19 protein-coding genes are annotated in these 17,676 nt (G+C 73.1%); 9 read left to right on the top strand and 10 right to left on the bottom strand.

From position 1 onward, the window contains the following. Window positions 1-53 precede the first annotated feature (53 nt). Window positions 54-1,103 (top strand): hypothetical protein, encoded by a 1,050-nt coding sequence (locus AB0K28_RS42940; RefSeq protein ID WP_364381949.1) that lies wholly within the window; start codon window positions 54-56, stop codon window positions 1,101-1,103. 36 nt (window positions 1,104-1,139) lie between these two features. Here AB0K28_RS42940 and AB0K28_RS42935 read toward each other — a convergent pair whose 3' ends face one another. From AB0K28_RS42935 to AB0K28_RS42895, 9 genes are all read right to left on the bottom strand, one after another. Continuing rightward, window positions 1,140-2,477 carry a TfuA-like protein gene (locus AB0K28_RS42935; protein WP_364381946.1) on the bottom strand — a complete coding sequence of 446 codons (1,338 nt, stop codon included), beginning with the start codon at window positions 2,475-2,477 and terminating at the stop codon, window positions 1,140-1,142. Further along, window positions 2,477-3,664 (bottom strand): YcaO-like family protein, encoded by a 1,188-nt coding sequence (locus AB0K28_RS42930; RefSeq protein ID WP_364381943.1) that lies wholly within the window; start codon window positions 3,662-3,664, stop codon window positions 2,477-2,479. Before AB0K28_RS42930 ends, AB0K28_RS42935 begins: the two co-directional genes overlap by 1 nt. Before the next feature lie 9 nt (window positions 3,665-3,673). Next, window positions 3,674-3,814 carry a hypothetical protein gene (locus AB0K28_RS42925; protein WP_345405147.1) on the bottom strand — a complete coding sequence of 47 codons (141 nt, stop codon included), beginning with the start codon at window positions 3,812-3,814 and terminating at the stop codon, window positions 3,674-3,676. A 57-nt stretch (window positions 3,815-3,871) separates the two neighbouring features. Next, the gene (locus AB0K28_RS42920) at window positions 3,872-4,840 is read right to left on the bottom strand and encodes an L-histidine N(alpha)-methyltransferase (RefSeq protein WP_364381935.1); all 969 of its coding nucleotides are present in this window, start codon (window positions 4,838-4,840) and stop codon (window positions 3,872-3,874) included. 25 nt (window positions 4,841-4,865) lie between these two features. After that, window positions 4,866-6,119, bottom strand: coding sequence for an SGNH/GDSL hydrolase family protein (locus tag AB0K28_RS42915; protein ID WP_345405138.1), 1,254 nt, complete (start codon window positions 6,117-6,119; stop codon window positions 4,866-4,868). A gap of 74 nt (window positions 6,120-6,193) precedes the next feature. Beyond that, window positions 6,194-7,558: an amino acid adenylation domain-containing protein gene (locus tag AB0K28_RS42910; RefSeq protein WP_364381932.1), complete on the bottom strand. Its 1,365-nt coding sequence runs from the start codon at window positions 7,556-7,558 to the stop codon at window positions 6,194-6,196. Then, window positions 7,551-8,834, bottom strand: coding sequence for a condensation domain-containing protein (locus AB0K28_RS42905; RefSeq protein WP_345405132.1), 1,284 nt, complete (start codon window positions 8,832-8,834; stop codon window positions 7,551-7,553). Before AB0K28_RS42905 ends, AB0K28_RS42910 begins: the two co-directional genes overlap by 8 nt. Beyond that, on the bottom strand, window positions 8,831-9,997 hold the full coding sequence (locus tag AB0K28_RS42900; protein WP_345405129.1) for a cytochrome P450: 1,167 nt from the start codon (window positions 9,995-9,997) through the stop codon (window positions 8,831-8,833). Before AB0K28_RS42900 ends, AB0K28_RS42905 begins: the two co-directional genes overlap by 4 nt. Continuing rightward, window positions 9,990-10,268, bottom strand: a complete 279-nt coding sequence (locus tag AB0K28_RS42895) for a phosphopantetheine-binding protein (RefSeq protein ID WP_364381928.1) — start codon at window positions 10,266-10,268, stop codon at window positions 9,990-9,992. The genes AB0K28_RS42900 and AB0K28_RS42895 overlap by 8 nt, the downstream gene beginning before the upstream one ends. 136 nt (window positions 10,269-10,404) lie before the next feature. Here AB0K28_RS42895 and AB0K28_RS42890 point away from each other — a divergent pair, with 136 nt between their 5' ends. The 6 genes from AB0K28_RS42890 (at window position 10,405) to rpsR (ending at window position 15,358) form a co-directional block, all read left to right on the top strand. Continuing rightward, window positions 10,405-11,352, top strand: coding sequence for an ABC transporter substrate-binding protein (locus AB0K28_RS42890; RefSeq protein ID WP_364381925.1), 948 nt, complete (start codon window positions 10,405-10,407; stop codon window positions 11,350-11,352). Then, on the top strand, window positions 11,349-12,086 hold the full coding sequence (locus AB0K28_RS42885; RefSeq protein ID WP_364381922.1) for a class I SAM-dependent methyltransferase: 738 nt from the start codon (window positions 11,349-11,351) through the stop codon (window positions 12,084-12,086). The genes AB0K28_RS42890 and AB0K28_RS42885 overlap by 4 nt, the downstream gene beginning before the upstream one ends. Then, entirely contained in the window at window positions 12,083-13,093 is a 1,011-nt protein-coding gene (locus tag AB0K28_RS42880) for an iron chelate uptake ABC transporter family permease subunit (RefSeq protein WP_364381919.1), read from the top strand. The genes AB0K28_RS42885 and AB0K28_RS42880 overlap by 4 nt, the downstream gene beginning before the upstream one ends. Next, the gene (locus AB0K28_RS42875; protein WP_364381916.1) at window positions 13,090-13,860 is read left to right on the top strand and encodes an ABC transporter ATP-binding protein; all 771 of its coding nucleotides are present in this window, start codon (window positions 13,090-13,092) and stop codon (window positions 13,858-13,860) included. Before AB0K28_RS42880 ends, AB0K28_RS42875 begins: the two co-directional genes overlap by 4 nt. 143 nt (window positions 13,861-14,003) lie before the next feature. After that, on the top strand, window positions 14,004-15,128 hold the full coding sequence (locus tag AB0K28_RS42870) for a GTP-binding protein (protein WP_364381913.1): 1,125 nt from the start codon (window positions 14,004-14,006) through the stop codon (window positions 15,126-15,128). Beyond that, window positions 15,125-15,358 carry a 30S ribosomal protein S18 gene (rpsR, locus tag AB0K28_RS42865; protein ID WP_345409822.1) on the top strand — a complete coding sequence of 78 codons (234 nt, stop codon included), beginning with the start codon at window positions 15,125-15,127 and terminating at the stop codon, window positions 15,356-15,358. The genes AB0K28_RS42870 and rpsR overlap by 4 nt, the downstream gene beginning before the upstream one ends. Before the next feature lie 3 nt (window positions 15,359-15,361). Here the strand turns inward: rpsR and AB0K28_RS42860 are convergent, their stop codons facing one another. After that, the gene (locus AB0K28_RS42860; protein WP_364381910.1) at window positions 15,362-16,156 is read right to left on the bottom strand and encodes a methyltransferase domain-containing protein; all 795 of its coding nucleotides are present in this window, start codon (window positions 16,154-16,156) and stop codon (window positions 15,362-15,364) included. Between the two features lie 67 nt (window positions 16,157-16,223). On the opposite strand from AB0K28_RS42860, the gene AB0K28_RS42855 reads away from it, so the two are divergent. Continuing rightward, window positions 16,224-16,802 (top strand): PadR family transcriptional regulator, encoded by a 579-nt coding sequence (locus tag AB0K28_RS42855; protein ID WP_364381907.1) that lies wholly within the window; start codon window positions 16,224-16,226, stop codon window positions 16,800-16,802. Beyond that, window positions 16,799-17,593: an SGNH/GDSL hydrolase family protein gene (locus tag AB0K28_RS42850; RefSeq protein WP_364381904.1), complete on the top strand. Its 795-nt coding sequence runs from the start codon at window positions 16,799-16,801 to the stop codon at window positions 17,591-17,593. Before AB0K28_RS42855 ends, AB0K28_RS42850 begins: the two co-directional genes overlap by 4 nt. Window positions 17,594-17,676 lie beyond the last annotated feature (83 nt).

The raw sequence follows: 17,676 nt of genomic DNA, 5'->3' as shown, positions 1-17,676 counted from the left end.
GTCCGGGACCTCAGGGTCCCGGACGGCCCCTGACGAGACCGGAGACACGCCTGTTGACCCTGTTGACCACAAGCCGTACGCGGCGCACCCTCGCCGCGCTGGTCGCCTTGTCGGCCGCCGTCCTGGTGGGGTCGGCGGCCGTCCTGGTGGGGCCGGCGGCCCACGCCGACGTCACCTGGTCGGTCGTACCGGCGAACGCCGACGTCACCTGGTCGGTCGTACCGGCGAACACCGGCGGCCCCGACGGCCGCACCGCCATCGACCTCGAACTCGCCGGCGGCCAGCAGACGGTCGAGCACGTGGCGGTGATCAACCGCTCGACGGAGCCGGTCGTGTTCGGCATCGACGCGGGCGACGGCTACCTGACCTCCAAGGGCTACTTCGACATGCGGCCGTCGGGGGTCGAGCCGGTCGACGGCGGCTCCTGGATCACCGTCCCCGAGACGGTGACCGTCGCCGCCGGCGCGACCTCCGTCGTCCCGGTGACGGTGTCGGTCCCGACGAACGCGACGCCGGGCGACCACCCGGCCGGCGTGACCGCGTCCCTGGAGACGGTCTCCGGCCAGGTACGCGTCCAGAACCGGGTGGGCGTCCGCCTGAACATCCGCGTTACCGGCGACTACGTGGCCAAGCTGTCCGTGACCGGCGTAAGCGCGGCGTACACCGCCTCCTGGAACCCCTTCACCCCCGGCACCGTCGCGGTGACCTACACCGTCGCCAACACCGGCAACGTCCGCGCGGTCACCGGCAACCAGGTCCTGACCTCCACCTTGTTCACCGAGAACACCTGGACCGACCCCTCCACACCAAGGTCCAGAGAGCTGATGCCAGGCGGCCGCCGCACCTTCACCGCCCGCCTGCCCGGCGCCTGGCCCCTGGGCCCGATCGGCACGACGATCGTGGCACTCCCCTCCCCCGCGACCGGCCCCCTCCCAGGCGTCGCCGCCCAGCAGGCGGCGGCCACCACAAGGGTGTGGGCGCTGCCCTGGCCCCAGCTCACCCTGGCCGCCCTGCTCACCCTCGCCGTCGTCGTCCTCCGCCTGAACGCCGCCCGCCGCCGCAAGCGCATCGAGAAACTGATCGCACTCGCCCAGCAGGCGTGATCCCGGCACGGCTGCCTGTCCGGCCGCCCTGACGAGTCACCCGATTCGCAGGTCCATGAGGTGAGGGTTGTATGTGGCCAGGAGGTAGAAGGGTCTGGCGGCGGCGATCAATGTGTCTCGGGAGGGGATGCCCCGGTCCAGGGCGTGCAGTTCCAGGGTCTCGGGGTCGGCGCCCCAGCGCTCGCCGATCAGGTTGAGGATGCGGTCCGCCGACAGGGTGTGGATGTCGAAGGTGGACTGCGTCTGCTGGGCGTGCTGGTTCACCGTTCTGGCGGCGTGGACGAGGTTCGCCGCCGCCGACATGATCGGGCGACCGCGCAGAGCGTCCAGGGCCAGGGCGTCGGCGGGGGCGCCGGGGGCCAGCTGGAAGCTGCGGATCAGGAAGGCGGCGAGTTGTTCCCGCAAGGGCTGATCACGTTCCGCGGGGGTCAGCCACAGGTCCAAGAAGTCCAGCTCGTCGGGGGTCTCGGGGATGATCGTGCGATGGCGGGCGTGTGCCAGGGCCGCGTCCAGGGTCGGCTGCGGGGGCTGGTCCGTGCATTCCTGGACGATGTGGGTGTAGACCAGGTTCCGGTAGAAGTCGGGGTAGTCCTCGGCGAAGAGCTGGCACATCCGCAGGATGCTCAGCTCCGGGATCGGGCCGTCCTCGGTGTCGAGGTCGCGGGCGCCGAGCTGCCAGCGGTGCAGGTAGATGGACCGCGCCAGGGTGAACGAAGCGGGCTCGGGGCCGGGCCGGATCGTGCGGAGTTCCGCGATCAGTTCCAGGGCGTCGTCGCGTTTGAGGTTGACGGGACGGGTCGTGCACACCTGCCGCAGCGCTTCGAGCTTCTCGGCCCCAAGAGCCCGGGCCAGCTCGATGAGGGCGGGATAGGAGCGCAGCCGGTACGGGCGGCGGGCCAGCTCGGCGGCGAGATCCGCGGCGGCGCCTTCATCGAGGATGCCGTCCCGTACGCACAGGCGCAGGGTCGCGCGGATGTTGACCAGGGCCTCGGTGATGGGCCGGTAGCCGTCCTCAGGCGGGCCGTGCAGGAGGGCCACCTCGTCGTCGGCGGTCAGCCGGCCGTGGCGGTAGTCGCGGTAGACGCGTCCCACGCCGCGCATGCCGAACGTGTCGAGCTCGGCCGCCCGCAGGGCGCCCATGCTGGCGGCGCCGACGACGGTGACGCCGGACTCGATGAGGGCGAGGATCTCCTTGTGCCGGACGGCGCGGGTCTGGCGGAAGTAGCCGTCGATGATGCCGACGACGTCGCCCTGCTTGGGCGCGAGCTTCAGCAGGTCCCCCGCACCCACCGGCGGCAGGACGGTGACGTCGTCCCCGGCGAGCAGGCCGGCGGCGTCCGGCAGGCTGGGGCCGGCGAAGAGGTACGTGGTCATCACAGGAACGCCGATCGGCGGAGCAGCCCGGGGCAGACCACGCGGACGACGGGGACGCCCAGATCGGGCCTGGTGTGGTCGGCGACCAGCGGGGGCCGCCCGGTCAGGGCCACCACGCGGCCGACCGTGGTGCGCAGGTCGTCCGCGAGGGTCTCGTTGCGCACGGAGGGGATCTCGTCGTGGCCGAGCCGCCCGGACTTCGACGGCGGCGCCAGATCGGCGGGCACGCCGGTGACGGCGCGCCGGTAGGCGCTCGAGGTGAGGTCGTCCCTGGCGCCGGCGATCTGGGTGACGCGTGACTGCGCGGCCTCGGTGAGGGCGCGGCACAGGGCGACGTCACGGTCGAGGTGGGTGCCCGCGCCGGCGAACAGCACGGGGAACTCCTCGCTCCTGATGGTGGCCAGGAAGCAGGCCAGGCCGGTGGGCGAAGGGAGCACCTCGACCTGAACCTCGACTCCGGCCGCCGCCATCAGCTCCAGCAGTTCCCCGGCGGGGCCGTCGACGGTGGCCAGGTCGAGGAGCGGTGACGGCGGGCCGGTCTCGGCGCGGGCCAGGCTGTCGCGTTCGATGACCTCGTAGAGGCCGTGCAGCGCCGCTTCCTCGAAGGTGTTGCCGCTGGCGAGCCCGTTGCTGTTCTGGGCGAACAGCGGCGGCATCCAGGTGTCGCGGACGCGGCCGTCGAGCCGCAGCAGCTCGGTGGGCAGGAAGGTGCCCGCTCCGTCGTCCATGCGGGTCGCCCTGGTCCACTCCAGCTCCAGCCCTGGCCGGAGGTGGTGGCGGGGTTCGAGCTGCAGGTCGTGGACGCGGTAGCCGCAGACGCGTTCCATGTCGGCGACGGTCGCGGTCACCTCGCCTGGGCCGAGGCGTTCGGCGTGCCAGGACTCGATCGACTCCATGGCGGCCGAGACGCGGGCGTGGTCGTGGGTGAGGCCCTTGCCCTGGCTCACGGACACCGCGCGGGAGTTCGGGCGCACGGCCTGCCAGACCGGGATGCCGATCTCGTCGAGCCAGGTGACGTCGGCGAGCCGGGTGATGCCGACGATCGGGAAGAGCGGCTGGATGCGCCGCAGCGTGTCGGCGGGGGCCAGCACGCGGTGGGTGCCAAATAGACACGCCTTGCGGGTGTCGCCGGGAGCGGGGACGGGGTGGGTGATCACGCCGTCCCCGCCGGTGGTGAGCCGCGTCAATCCGAACCGTCACGCACCGTGGACGTCGGCGGGGTCGAGGTTGTCGTCGTCCTTCAGCCTGATGCTCCAGACGGTGTCCTTCATGGACGTCCCAAGCACGCTGTCGAGGTCACCACGGAGCTGTGCCGCGGTGGGGAAGTTGAGCGTCATCAGGAAACCTCCTGGTCGTCGGCCGGTACCGCACCGGCGATCAAGGGCCGAGTGTAATCAGGTCTGATCTTCTTGAGAAGGTGTGGCGGCGGCGAGGATCATCTGCCGGTCGTCGCCGTGCTCGAAGAGGCGCACGCGGAAGCCGCAGCGGGTGAGCTGGTCTCTCACGGCCGCGCCGTCCTGGTAGAGGTAGCGCCAGACGAGCACGCGGTCGCCCGGCTCGAACGACACCGTCCGCGCGCCGAAGGCCACGGTGACCGGCTCGGCGAACCGCACCCGGACGAAGACCTCGCTGCGGACGGGGTCGAAGCCGGTCTCGGTGACGTACCAGGAGCGGTCGATGCCGAGCAGGTCCAGCCCCATCAGCTGCTGCGGCTTGTACGGGCCGCCGACGCTGACCTTGTCCATGAACGGCGGACGGTCCACACCGGTGTCGATGCGCAGCGTCAGCAGCAGCACGTCATGATCGTTCATGGCGGCGCGTACGCGCCGCAGGAGCCGGTCGGGATCGGGCACGTTGTACGCGGTCCCGCCGGCCAGGACCACGAGCCGGGCCGCGTCGGGCTCGGCGGGCAGGACGCGGGCGAGGCCGGGCCCGGTGAAGTCGCCCTGGCACAGCTCGAAACGCTGCTCGGGGAAGTCGGCGCGAAGGGCCTCCCCCGCCAGGTCGAGGATCTCGGCGCTGATGTCGATCCCTCGGTAACCGGCCAGCCGGGACGCGTCCAGGAAGTGGCGGATGAGCCCGCGCACGGGACGCGTCGTACCGGGCCCCAGGTCGACGATCCGCACCGGCGACGACGGCGGCGCGAGCGCGAGGAGCGCCCCGGCGTGCCGCTCGGGCAGCGTCTCCATGCCTGACTGCGCTTCGCCCGCGCGCCACAGCTCGCTGCCGTCGCCGAGGTAGGTCAGCTCGTACGGGAACTCGCCCCGCTCCTCGAGCGCGTCGGCGATCGCGTCGATCTGTGCCGCCGAGTAAGTCCGGTGGAAGTCCTCACCCGGCGACACCACATGTCGTTCCACACCCATGACGCCCGACCGTACCGGGCCCGGGTCAGGAGACGGTGATCGTCCCGTCGGAGTTGCGGGCGCACGTGACGCTCGCGCGCGGCCCCGCGGCGGCGGCGCCGCTCAGGCACTGGCCGAGGACCGTGTGGCCGGCGGCGTTGGGGTGCCACGACTCCTGGCAGGTCTGGAAGTAGGTGACGCAGGTGTTCGCCGCGCGCTGGATGCGGATCTTGTCCCACCCGGACAGGCTGGTGACGGGCGTACCGGTCGGCCCGTCCTGGACGCGGACCGGCGTCGCGAGCGCGCCGGACGGGCTGCCGGAGTTCTCGCAGAGGCGGGCCCCGTCGAAGGCGCGCTGGACGTCCAGGACGCGCACGTCGGCCGCCGGGCGTTCGGCCGCCAGCGTGGCGTGCGCGTTCTTGACCAGGGTGCCGAGGTTCTCGGAGAACACGTGCCCTGGCCCGAGGCTGGCGCGGTGGATCGGGCAGCCGGCGGCGTAGCGCTCGGCGCCGAGTGCGCGGAACTTGTCGCGGGTGTCCTTGCGGCCGTCCTCCTCGTGGTACGGCGTGGCGAGCTCGGGCGGCAGCGGGTTGGTGTAGGTCTGCAGGATCACCTGGTGGACGCCGTCGGCGTCGACCTGGGCGAGGGTGTCGAGTATCTGCCGCAGGGCGGCGGTGGTCTCGGTGGTGGCGGCGGCGACCTCGGCGGCGGTGGCCAGGTCGGAGGCGGAGCAGGGCTGCTGCGGCACCTCGCCCTTCAGGTACGCCCAGAACTCCCACCAGCCGGTCCAGGCGTCGGCGATGAACCGGTTGGCGCATAACGTGGCGACGTCGCCGAAGGTGAACTGGCTGTTGTTGGAGCCGAGCCCGATGAGGACGACGTCGATGTCGTGCGTCTGGGCGACGGCGCGCAGTTGGTCGAGCTGGGCGGCGACGGTGCGGCCCTCGGGGCGGGCGCTGGCGGGTGCGGTGATGTCGGCGGGCTGGGCGCCGGAGCAGGCGAGGTTGAAGCGTTGCTGGATGCCCGGCAGCGACGCCTTGAACAGCGAGGCGTTCGCCGACCGGTGGCAGAAGTAGGCGTTGCTGTTGGCCGCCGACCAGCCGGGGAAGCCCTGCGTCGTGCCGGAGGAGTCGGCGACGGGCTGGTAGTCCCCCGCGCCCTCGCCGCTGACGAAGCTGTCGCCGAGCGCGACGGCGGCGGTGGGGAGAGCCGCCTGCGCCGGTCCACTGTGCACGGCCTGGACGCCCGCCGCGCTCACGAAGAGCATGACGACCGCGGCGGCACGCTGGAGGAACCTCATGACCACCCATTTCCTACTGAATCAGTACGAAATTCGTGGGTTGATCACAACATGCCGCACCCGGCGCGTCAAGATCAGCCGTCGTCGAGCGCCGTGTAGTCGACCTTGCCGTTGGGCAGCCGCGGCAGGCCGTCCACCCGCTCGAACACCGCCGGCACGGCCACCACGGGCAGCCGGTCCAGCAGGTGGGCGCGCAACGCCCGGCGGTCGATCCGCTCCTGCTCGGTGACCAGGAAGCCCTTGAGCCGCGCCAGGCCCCGCGTCACGCCGACCGCGGCCTCCCGCACGCCGGGGAAAGCGGCCATGGCGTGCTCGATCTCCGCGCGTTCCACCCGCGCGCCGCTCAGCTTGAGCTGGTGGTCCGCGCGGCCGTGGAACAGCAGCGCCCCGTCGCCGCGCCGGGAGACCAGGTCACCGGTACGGTAGGCGTCCCCGACGCCCTCGGCCAGGCCGGGGCCGGAGATCACCAGCTCGCCGACGCCGTCAGCGTTCGGCTTTGCGATGGACACCCGCGCGCCCGGGACGGGGTGGCCGATGGGCACCCGCGAAGAACGGGCGTCCTCGGGGACGCAGCGGTGGACCGTGCTCCAGACGGTGCACTCGGTGGGGCCGTACTCGTTGTGGAGGATCGCCTCGGGCAGCGCGGCGTAGTGCGCGCCGACCAGCGCGGGCGGGCAGGTCTCGCCGGCGACGATCACCGTGTCCAGTGACCCGAACGCGCCCGCCAGGCCGTTGCGGAGCGCGAGCCCGTACAGCGACGGCACCATGAGCAGGTGGGAGGGCCGGTGCTGGGCGGCGAAGCGCGCGGCGGCGGCCAGGTCGGACGGGCGCTGGCTGGGGATGACCAGGGTGCCGCCACTGGCCAGCGTCCAGTAGATGCCGGCGACCGAGCTGTCGAACGAGATGGACGAGCACAGCAGGAACCCGGTGACCGGCGACGGGTAGTAGGTCAGCCGGGCGGAGGTGGACCAGGCGAGGGCCGCCCGGGAGATCGTGACGGGCTTGGGCGTGCCCGTCGAGCCGCTGGTGTAGCAGGTGTAGGCGAGCCGGGCCTGGCCGGCGGGGACCGGGCCGCCTGAGAGCGTGGTCATGCCGATGCGGCAGGACGGGCCGTTCAGCGGGACGATCATGTCCGGCTCGATGAGGGCGATCCGCGCCCCGCACGCCTGGGCGACGTCCTGCTGCCGCCCGACGGGGAAGGCGGCGTCGATGGCGACGTACCGGCCGCCGGCCCGCAGGACGGCGAGCATGCCGATCACCGCCCACCGCGACAGGTGGGCGTGGATCACCACAGGCTCGTCGGGTCGCAGGCCCGCCTCCAGCAGCGCCCGCGCGAGCCCGGCGCTGCGCCGGTCCAGCTCCCGGTAGGACAGCTCGCCTTCGCGGTCGGCGATCGCCGTGGCCGGGCTGGTCAGGTGCGCTTCGATGAGCTCAAGCATCGGCCAGCCGCTCCAATACGCTCAGGAACCCGGCGATCTTCTCCTCCACCCACTCCTGGCCGAACATCTCGGCCTCGCAGGAGACGATGCCGACCACCTCCTCGTCCACCCGCATCGACCAGAGCAGGTGCAGCGGCATCACGGGCGCGGGCTGCCGCTCCTCCGGCACGGGCGTCAGCAGCAGCGCCGGGTCGTCCGCGGTGGGCGCGAACGGCGACTTCGGGATGAGCTGGAACACCGGGAACGTGCGCTCCACGACCTCCGCTGGATCGAAGATCAGCGCGGTGAGGTCCGGCGCCTCGGGCAGCACCCGCAGCAGCGGCACGTCGTGCCGGTAGGCCGCCCGGCACACCTCGTCGGCGCGGCGGCTCAGCTCGTCCAGGTCGCCGGGGTTCTCGGTGGTGATGCGCAGCCAGAGCAGGTTGAGCATGAAGCCGGCCGTGTACCACTCCGACGGCTTGCGCCCGGCGGTGATGATCGGCACGACGGCGTCGCGGCGCCCGGCCCAGACCGACGCGGTGAACGCCGTCAGCAGCAGGGTGAACGGCGTCGTCCTGCGCCGCCGCGCCACCCGGCCGAGCCGCCGCCACAGCTCGTCGGGCACGGTGAAGCGGCACGTCCGCTGCTCGCCGCGCCTGCCGGGCGTCGGCACCGGCAGCGCGAGGTCCGCCACGCCGTCCAGCTGGTCCTTCCAGTACGGCAGCGCGTCCGTGATCGTCTTCTCCCATGAGGGCGAGAAGTCGTCGGCGGCGACCTCGGCGTACCCCAGGACCTGCGAGCCGGGCGGCGGGCCGCCCCGCAGCCGCGCGGTGTAGGCGTCGGCCAGGTCGCGCGCCAGCAGCGTCAGCGACCAGGCGTCCGAGACGAGGTGGTGGGTGACGATCACCAGCAGGCTGGTGCCGTCCGCGCACCGGCCGAGGTGCACCCACAGCAGCGGCGGCTCGTCCGGCGGGTACGCCGCGTTCGTCGCCATCGCGAGGAAGGCGTCCTCGTCGTCCACGTCGTCCACGTCGTGCACCAGCAGCCGGCCCGGCACGCTGTCGTGCACGTGCGCCTTGATGCTCTGGCCGGCGTCGCGGACCACGGCCGTGCGCAGCGCGTCGTGCCGGGCCACGACGTCGTCCACGGCCTGGCGCAGCACGTCTTCGTCGAGGTCGTGCGCCACGCGGTAGGCCGCCCGCACGATGAACGCCGGGTTGAGCACGCTGCCCGGCACGGCCAGCTCCAGCCCGAGCAGCAACTGCTGGGCGTAGGTGAACGGGATCTCTGTCGTCATCTGCCTCTCCTGGGCACGCCCGTGATGATCAGCTTCTTGAAGCCGGTGAGGAAGGTCGATCGCACGCGGACCGCTTCCGCGGCGAGCGCGACGTCGGCGAAGGTCGCGAAGAGCGTCTGGAAGAACAGCCGCAGCGTGAGCCGGGCCAGGTGGGAGCCGATGCAGTAGTGGTGTCCGCTGCCGAAGGCGAGGTGGCGGTTCGGCGTACGGGCCGGGTGGAAGACGTCCGGGTCAGGGAAGATCTCGGGGTCCCTGTTGGCCGCGCCGATCCAGGCGACCACCGGCTCGCCCGCCGGGAGCTCCACCCCGGACAGGCGTACCGGGCGGGTGGTGTGCCGCATGAAGTGGCTGCCGGGCGACGCCCAGCGCAGCGCTTCCTCCACCCCGCTGCGCAGCAGATCGGGACGGGCGGCCCAGGCGCGGTAGCCGCCGTCCCCGGCCAGCTCTGCGACGGTCGAGTTGACCACGTTCGGCAGGGTCACGCTGGCGCCGAGCAGCAGGCTGTAGCAGTTGGAGACCACCGTGCCGGGGCCTTCCGGCAGCATCAGGCTGATCAGGTCGTCGCCGGGGGCGCGGGCGCGGTCGCGTACCAGGTGCAGGAAGTACGCGAACAGCTCGCGGTGCGCCCGCCGCAGCGTCGTGGCCGCGTCACCGGCGACCTGGTAGTCGGGGTCGTCCTCGGCGCCGGCCGCCATGACCAGCGTGAGCAGGCGCGGCCGGTCGGCGTGCGGCAGGTCGAGCAGCGGCCCGATCAGCGCGAGCGGCAGCCCGCGCACGGCTTCCGCCAGGTCGAACGGCCGCCCGTCCAGGCCGGGGGCGAGCAGCTCGGTGATCGCCGCGACGATGGCGGGCTCGTAGGCGGCGGCCGAGCGCATGCCCATGAGCTTCTGCAGCGGGGCCCGCATCCGGTCGTGCGCGGGCGGGTCGGTGGCGGCGAGCTGCCGCCCGGCGGCCGGGTCGGGGCGGCCCAGCAGGTTGAGCAGGGTGCCGCGCTCGCTGGTGAAGCACGTGTGGTCGCGCAGGACGCGGTCCACGTCGGCGTACCGGGTGACCGACCAGAAGCCCCGCTCGTGCCGGTGCACCGGGTCGTTCTCCCGCAGCCACCGCCAGGCCGCGTACTGGCCGCCCGCCTCGAACAGGCCGGGGTCGGACAGGTCACACATGGCCGATCACGGCGGCCAGCTCGGCGATGGTCGGCGACAGGAACAGCGCCCAGGCGGGCACCTCGAAGCCGAACTCGCGGTCGATCGCGAACTGCACGTCGGCCGCCAGCAGGGAGTCGCCGCCCAGCTCGAAGAAGTCGTCCTCGATGCCGACGGGCGCGACGCCCAGCCTGTCCTCCCACAGGGCGGCCAGGCGGCGTTCCGTGTCGGTGCGTGGCGGCTCGTACGGCGAGTCGAGCTCGAGGTCGTCCCGTGAGGTGACAGTGGTCATGCCGGCTCCGTGATCAGGTTCCGTGGTCAGGTGAACGCGCAGGTCCCGGCCAGTGTGTCCGTGCCGGTGTTGAGTCCGCGTTGAGGATTCGTTGATGCTAAAGTCGGCGAACATGAAAACCGTTCCCATTTTCTTAATGCTGCTGCTGATCACCGCCTGCGGCAGCGGCACGGCCGCGACCGGCGCCGCCCGGCTCACGAGCTGCGGGCTGCCGCTGGACATCCCGGCGCCGCCGCGGCGGGCGGTCGCCATGGAGCAGAACGCGGCGGAGATCATGCTGAGCCTGGGGCTGGCCGGTCGCATGGCCGGCACCGCGTACCGGACCGATCCCGTGCTGCCCGAGCTGGCGCCGGACTACGCGAAGGTGCCCGTGCTGTCCGCGCAGTATCCGGGCCGTGAGGCGCTGCTGGCCGCCAAGCCCGACTTCGTCTACTCGATGCGCGCGTCCGCCTTCGCCCCCGAGGCCGCCGGCTCCCGGCAGGACCTCGCGAAGCTGGGCGTGCCCGCGTACCTGTCGGCCAACGACTGCGAGGACCAGGCGCTCATCCCCGCGCACGCCGAGTTCGAGGCGATCTTCAAGGAGATCGACGACATCGCCACCGTCTTCGGCGTACGCGAGCGCGGCCAGGACGTGGTCGCCGACCTGCGCAGGCGGCTGCGGGCCGCCGAGCGGCCGGAGCACCTCGACGCCGACGTCATGTGGTACTACTCCGGCACCAGGACGCCGGCCATCGCCGGCGGCACCGGCCTGCCCGGCACGATCACCAGGCTGCTCGGCGCGCGCAACGCGTTCGCCGACGTCGACAAGCAGTGGGCGGAGGGCAACTGGGAGGAGATCGCCGCCCGCGACCCCGACGTGATCGTGCTCGCCGACCTCGCCCGGGGCGGCGACGGCGACAGCGCCGAGGCCAAGAAGCGCTTCCTGCGCTCCGACCCCGTCGCCGCCCGCCTCACCGCGGTCAGGAACGACCGCTTCATCGTCGTCCCCGGCTCGTCCGTCGACCCGTCCATCCGCGCCGTCACCGCCGTCGAGCAGGTCGGCCGCGGCCTGACCCGCCTGTTCGGCAGGAAGGAGAACACGTGACCCCGCACGAGCTGCTGGCCTCCTGGGAGGAGCAGCAGAGCGCGTACGTCGCCCACCGCGAGAACCGCTTCGAGGTCATGCTGGACGTCCTGCGCCTGCACGCCCCCGCCGAGCCGGCCGTGCTGGACCTGGCCTGCGGCCCCGGCTCGATCACCGGCCGGGTCCTGGCCCGCGTCCCGGGCGCCCGCGTGGTGGCCACCGACCACGACCCGGTGCTGGCCAGGCTCGCCGAACTCGTCCTCGGCGACCGGGCCACCGTGATCGACGCCGACCTGGCCGAGCCCGGCTGGAGCCGGCGCTTCACCGAGTGGCGCTTCGACGCCGTCCTGACCTCGACCGCGCTGCACTGGCTGTCGCCGCGGCAGCTCCTCGGCGTCTACACCGAGCTGGCCGCGCTCCTGCCACCCGGCGCGGTCCTGCTCAACGCCGACCATCTGCGGTTCGGGCCCGAGCACCCGGCCCTGGCAGACGTCTCGGCACGCCACGACGAGCAGGTACGGCGGGCCGCCTTCACCGCCGGCGCCCCCACCTGGGACGCTTGGTGGGCCCTGGCCGGGCGGCTGCCCGCACTCGCCGAGCGGCTGCCCGAGCGCGAGCGGCGCTTCGCCGACCGGCCGCCCCAGCCGCTCGCGCCGCTGGCCTTCCATCTCGCCGCGCTGCGGACGGCCGGCTTCGCCGAGGTGGGCACCGTCTGGCAGTACCTCGACGACTACGTCGTCTTCGCCAGGCGATGAGGGCGGCGTACGTGATCGGCGCGGGGCTGCTGCTCCTGGCGTTGTCGGTCGCGGCCGCCGCCGTGGTGGGGGCGGCCGGGTTGTCACCCGCCGACGTGCTGCGGACGGTCGCGTTCCATGCCGGGCTGCCGGTGCGGCCGCTCGCGCCGCTGGACGACGGCATCATCTGGCAGCTGCGCCTGCCCAGGGTGCTGCTGGCCGTGCTGGTGGGGGCGGGGCTGTCGGTGTGCGGGGCCGTGCTGCAGGCGCTGACCCGCAATCCGCTGGCGGATCCGTATCTGCTGGGGATCTCCTCCGGCGCCTCCACCGGGGCGGTGGCCGTGCTGGTCCTGGGCCTGGGCTCCGGGGCGGCGGCGCTGTCGTCCGGCGCGTTCGGCGGCAGCGTGCTCGCCTTCTGCTGCGTGCTGGCGATGATCGGCAGGGAGCTCGGCAGCACGGTCAGGGTCGTGCTGGCGGGGGTCGTCGTCTCGCAGCTGTTCAGCGCCGCGACCAGCCTCATCGTCATCTGGGCTGCGGACGCGCAGAGCACCCGCGGCGTGACCTTCTGGATGCTGGGCTCGCTGGCCGCGGCGAGCTGGCCGAGCGTGGCCCTGTGCGCCGTGGTGGCCGGGGGCGGGCTGCTCGCGTGCGTGCTCGCCTCCTCGGCGCTGGACGCGTTCGCGTTCGGCAGGGAGGCCGCCGCCTCGCTCGGCATCGCCCCGGCCAGGACCGAGCTGACCCTGTTCACGGTCACCGCGCTCACCACGGCGGTGCTGGTGGCGGCGAGCGGCGCGATCGGCTTCGCCGGCCTGATCGTGCCGCACGCCGTGCGCGCACTGGCCGGCGGCCGTCACCACGTGCTGCTTCCCGCCTGCGCCCTGTACGGCGGTGTGTTCCTGCTGGCGGCCGACACCGTCGCCCGCACCGCCTTCGCACCCCGCGAGATCCCCGTCGGCGTGCTGACCGCCCTGATCGGCGTCCCCGCCTTTGCGCTCATCATGCGGCGGAGAAAGGAGACGCCGTCGTGAGCCTGCACGCCCGTGACGTCACCTGGACGGTCCAGGGCCGGCCGATCGTGGACGGCATCACCGTCGAGATGGCTCCCGGCGGCCTGACCGGGGTGCTCGGCCCGAACGGCTCGGGCAAGTCCACGTTCCTGCGGCTGCTCGCGGGGTTGCTGCGCCCCCAGGGCGGCGCCGTCCTGCTCGACGGCCATGACCTGGACCGCCTGCCGCGCCGCGACGTCGCCCGCCGCCTGGCGGTGGCCGCCCAGGAGGTCTCCACCGACGTGGAGCTGACCGTCCTGGACGTCGTGCTGCTCGGCCGCATCCCCCACAACCGCCGCATGACGGGCGCGGACGGCCTCGCCCGCGCCCGCCGCGCCCTGCGCCGGTGCGGGGTCGCCGACCTGGAGCATCGCCGCTGGCCCACGCTCTCCGGCGGCGAGCGCCAGCGGGTCAGCATCGCCCGCGCACTCGCCCAGGAACCCACCGAGCTGCTGCTGGACGAGCCGACCAACCACCTCGACATCGCCCACCAGCTGGCCCTGCTCGACCTGCTCGCCGCCATCCCCGCCACCGTGGTCACCGTCCTGCACGACCTCAATCTGGCCGCCCAGTATTGTGACCACCTCCTGCTCCTGCACAAGGGCCGCCTCGTCGCCACCGGCCCACCAGGCCGGGTCCTCACGGAGGAGACGGTGGAGCGCGTGTACGGCGTGCGAACGGAGATCACCCGCTCCCCCACCGGCCGCCCGGCCCTCCGCTTCCTGCCCCGCGCCGCTCGGACGGCATGAAGGGCTGCGGGGCCCGAGCCCTGCAGCCCTGTCACCTCACTCGATCAGCCCGCGCCGGTACGCACTTGGCCAAAGCAGTTCCTTTCGGCGTGCGATACTGTGCCAGCATAACGATAATGATTTTCATTTTGCTATTGGGAGGCATGGTGTCAACCCCCGTCGTCCTCGTCGCCGGCCTACATGACACGGCCCGCACCGCCGCCGTCGACGAACTGCTGGCCCGGCATCCGGGCTCCGTCGCCGTCCACCACGATCTGGGCGACGTCGTCCACGGCCGCGTGCGACGTACCGTCCGCGACGGCGTCCGCGTGCTGGACACGACCGACGTGCGCCTCGCCCACGGCTGCGTCACCTGCACCGTCCGCGAGGACCTGCTCCCCCAGCTCGTCCTGCTGGCGCCCGGCGCGTCCCTGCTGATCGTCGATCTGTGGGACACGGTCGAGCCGCGCTCGGTCGCCGAGGCCGTCGACTGCGATGAAGCCCGCGAGCTCCTGCGGCTCACCGCCGTGCTCACCGCCCTCGACGCCGCGGCCCTGCCCGACGACATCACCCGCGGCGAGCCCCTCGGCACGCTCGGCAGATCCGCGGCCGCGGGCGACCAGCGCTACCTGGCCGAGGTCCTGGCCCGGCAGCTCGAATACGCCACGGGCCTGGTGCTGCGCGGCGGGGACGACGACGACCGCGACCTGTCGCGGCGGGTGCTCGCCCACCTCGCCCCGGTCACCCCCGTGCACGGCGTGGCGGCTCTGCCGGCGGTCACCGGCCCCGCCCTGTGCACGTCCGAGCTGGCCGAACGCGTGGACCCCCGCACCGCGAGCCTGCCCGCCGACGCCACGACCGAGGAGATCGTCACCACGGTCTGGCGCAGCCGCCGCCCGCTGCATCCCGGCCGCTTCTTCGAGGCCGTGGACGAGCTGGTCACCGCGTCCGTACGCTCGCGCGGCCGCTTCTGGCTGGCCACCCGCCCCGGACAGCTGCTCGCGTGGGACGCCGTCGCCGGCATCGTCTCGGTCGAGGACGCCGGCCCCTGGCTGGCCGCGCTGCCCGAGGCCGCGTGGGACCTCCTCTCCCCCGCCCGCCGCGTGGCGGCCGCCCTCGACTGGCATCCCGAGCACGGCGACCGCGTCCAGCACCTGGTCTTCACCGGCCCCGACCTCGACGCCGGGCGCCTGCACCGCCTCCTCGACTCATGCCTGCTGGCCGACGGCGAGCACCCCGGCCACGACGACCCCTTCACCCTCATCCTCGACCTCAAGGAGATCGCATGAAGCCCCGCCGCGCCCCGCGCAAGAAGCCCAACCCGCTGCTCGGCGTGGACCGCATCGACTACAAGGACACCGCCCTGCTACGCACGTTCATCTCCGACCGGGGCAAGATCCGCAGCCGTCGCGTCACCGGCGTCACCGTCCAGCAGCAACGCCGGATCGCCCAGGCCGTCAAGACCGCCCGCGAGATGGCCCTGCTCCCCTACGCCTCCCGCGCCGAGCACCTGTCCTGACGGCTATGCGGGGCGGCGTCCCCAGGCGGAGATCAGCGGGGCGAGGGTGAGGTCGAGCTCGCCGGCGTCCACCGCGGCCAGGTGGGCGTCGATCTCGGCGTCGTCGGCCGGCCCCGCTTCGAGCAGGTCGGCGCGGAGCATGCGGACCGTCGCGCTCTCCAGCCGGGCGCAGGCCGCCCCGCCGACCGGGAAGAACGCGGAGGCCGCGACGTCGGCCAGTCCGGCCGCGCGCAGGGCGTTCGGCAGCGTACGGCCGAAGCGCAGGTCGGTGCCGCGGCGGGCCATCAGCTCGCGGACGGCGCGCCGCAGCCGGTTGGCGCGCCGCTGGGCGGAGCCGGTCTCATCCAGGCAGGCCAGCGGCTGCAGCTCGGTGTCGGCGTCCTCGACCAGCAGGAAGCCGCCGGGCCGCAGCGCCGCCACCATCGTCTCCAGCGCGCGGGCCCGGTCCGGCACGTGGACGAGCACGAGCCGGGCGTGCACCACGTCGAACGTGCCCGGCGGCGGGTCCGTGGCGACGTCGTGCCGGAGCACCTCGTAGCCGGCGTCCTGGGCGAGCCAGGACGTGTCGATGTCGGTGGCGAGCACGTGACCGGTCGGTCCTACGGCCGTGGCGAGCGCCTCGGGGATGCCGGGCCCTCCGGCGCCCACCTCCCAGCAGCGCGCGCCCTCCCGCACGCCGAGCCGGCCGGCGTGCCCCAGCGTGACGCCGTCGAACAGGTCGGAGATCCAGGTGAACCGCTCGCCCGCCTCCGTCCTGGCGTTGTCGAGGAGGTAGCGGTGCGGCTTCGATGCGTTCATGCTCCCCATCCTCGCGGCACTCGCCTATAGTCATGACTATGACTACTCACATTCATGAGTATGGCTGATGGCTCTGCGGCACGCGGTGCTGGCGGCGCTGCTCGACGGCGAGTACAGCGGCTACCAGCTCACCAAGATCTTCGACATCGGCGTCTCCAACTTCTGGTACGCCGCTCCCCAGCAGCTCTACGCCGAGCTGACCAAGCTGGAGGCCGACGGCCTGGTCACGGGCCGGGAGGTGGTCCAGCGGGGCCGCCCCAACAAGCGCGTGTTCAAGGTGACCGAGGCCGGGCTGGCCGAGCTGGCCGCGTTCGCCGAGGCTCCGGCCAGACCGCTGGTGCTGCGTGACGACCTGGCCGTCAAGGTGCACGCCGTGGACCTGCTCGACGCCGGGCCGGTGATCGAGCAGCTGCACGAGCGGGCGCGGCAGGAAGAGGCCAAGCTGGAGATCTTCGAACGGACCCTCGCCGGCCTGCGCGGCGACCTGAACGAGGAGACGTTCCTGCGCGACGGCGGCCCCGTGGGCCCGTACCTGTCCTGCCAGGCCGGCTGCCGGCTGGCCCGCGAGACGCGCGACTGGTGCCTGCGTACCGCGCGGACGCTGGAGGCGCGCGCCCGCGCGCACATCGGGAAGGAGACCTCATGACCACCTACGCGCGTTACGTCGCGCTCGGGGACAGCCAGACCGAAGGGCTCGGCGACGGCGACGACGTCAGCGGCCACCGTGGCTGGGCCGACCGCCTCGCCGAACATCTGGCTCGCGTCCACCCCGGGCTGTGTTACGCCAACCTGGCCGTGCGCGGCCGGGCGGCGGCGCAGATCCGCGACGAGCAGCTGGCCGCCGCGCTGGCGCTGCGGCCCGATCTGGTCACGGTCATGGCGGGCATGAACGACATCATCCGCCCCGGCTTCGACGCCGCCGCGGTGGCGGGCGCGGTGGAGGAGATGTTCGCCGCTCTCACCGGGGCGGGGGCGCGGGTGGTCAGCGTGACGTTCCCCGACATCGCCAAGATCGCCCCCATGGCCCGGCCGCTGCGTCCCAGGGTGCTCGACCTCAACGACCGCATCCGCTCGGCCGCCGCCCGTCATGGGGTCGCGCTGGTGGACACGTTCGCGATGGAGTTCGTCACGGACGCGCGGATGTGGAGCGTGGACCGTCTGCACGCGAGCCCGGTCGGACACGCCCGCATCGCCGCCGCCATGGCCCACACGCTGGGCCTGGCCGGCAGCGACGACGCGTGGATGCTGCCCTTCCCGCCCCTGCCTCCTGCGGCGAGGTGGCGGGTGGCGGCGGACGAGGTGCGCTGGTTCGCGACCTTCGCGGGCCCCTGGATGGCCCGCCGCCTCCGCGGCCGCTCCTCAGGCGACGGCCGCACCGCCAAGCGCCCGGATCTCACCCCGTGGGCGCAGCCGACCTCCGGAGAGCCGGCGCGCTGATCGCCGCCTGATGGGCGATCTTCTCCCGGGGTCGGCGGCCTTCGATCATGTCGCCGCGGGGCGCCGGACGGTGAAGTCGTCCG

Source organism: Nonomuraea sp. NPDC049504 (assembly GCF_040676845.1).
Classification (GTDB): domain Bacteria; phylum Actinomycetota; class Actinomycetes; order Streptosporangiales; family Streptosporangiaceae; genus Nonomuraea; species Nonomuraea salmonea.
The sequence above is the reverse complement of the archived record's forward strand: the minus strand, read 5'-3'. Positions and strand labels throughout refer to the sequence as shown.

Bases quoted from the DNA above. Each gene is read 5' to 3' on its own strand.
- AB0K28_RS42935 (WP_364381946.1), bottom strand. From the start codon at position 2,477: ATGACCACGTACCTCTTCGCCGGCCCCAGCCTGCCGGACGCCGCCGGC.
- AB0K28_RS42925 (WP_345405147.1), bottom strand. From the start codon at position 3,814: ATGACGCTCAACTTCCCCACCGCGGCACAGCTCCGTGGTGACCTCGAC.
- AB0K28_RS42920 (WP_364381935.1), bottom strand. From the start codon at position 4,840: ATGGGTGTGGAACGACATGTGGTGTCGCCGGGTGAGGACTTCCACCGG.
- AB0K28_RS42915 (WP_345405138.1), bottom strand. From the start codon at position 6,119: ATGAGGTTCCTCCAGCGTGCCGCCGCGGTCGTCATGCTCTTCGTGAGC.
- AB0K28_RS42910 (WP_364381932.1), bottom strand. From the start codon at position 7,558: ATGCTTGAGCTCATCGAAGCGCACCTGACCAGCCCGGCCACGGCGATC.
- AB0K28_RS42905 (WP_345405132.1), bottom strand. From the start codon at position 8,834: ATGACGACAGAGATCCCGTTCACCTACGCCCAGCAGTTGCTGCTCGGG.
- AB0K28_RS42900 (WP_345405129.1), bottom strand. From the start codon at position 9,997: ATGTGTGACCTGTCCGACCCCGGCCTGTTCGAGGCGGGCGGCCAGTAC.
- AB0K28_RS42895 (WP_364381928.1), bottom strand. From the start codon at position 10,268: ATGACCACTGTCACCTCACGGGACGACCTCGAGCTCGACTCGCCGTAC.
- AB0K28_RS42890 (WP_364381925.1), top strand. From the start codon at position 10,405: ATGCTGCTGCTGATCACCGCCTGCGGCAGCGGCACGGCCGCGACCGGC.
- AB0K28_RS42880 (WP_364381919.1), top strand. From the start codon at position 12,083: ATGAGGGCGGCGTACGTGATCGGCGCGGGGCTGCTGCTCCTGGCGTTG.
- AB0K28_RS42870 (WP_364381913.1), top strand. From the start codon at position 14,004: ATGGTGTCAACCCCCGTCGTCCTCGTCGCCGGCCTACATGACACGGCC.
- rpsR (WP_345409822.1), top strand. From the start codon at position 15,125: ATGAAGCCCCGCCGCGCCCCGCGCAAGAAGCCCAACCCGCTGCTCGGC.
- AB0K28_RS42860 (WP_364381910.1), bottom strand. From the start codon at position 16,156: ATGAACGCATCGAAGCCGCACCGCTACCTCCTCGACAACGCCAGGACG.
- AB0K28_RS42855 (WP_364381907.1), top strand. From the start codon at position 16,224: ATGGCTCTGCGGCACGCGGTGCTGGCGGCGCTGCTCGACGGCGAGTAC.
- AB0K28_RS42850 (WP_364381904.1), top strand. From the start codon at position 16,799: ATGACCACCTACGCGCGTTACGTCGCGCTCGGGGACAGCCAGACCGAA.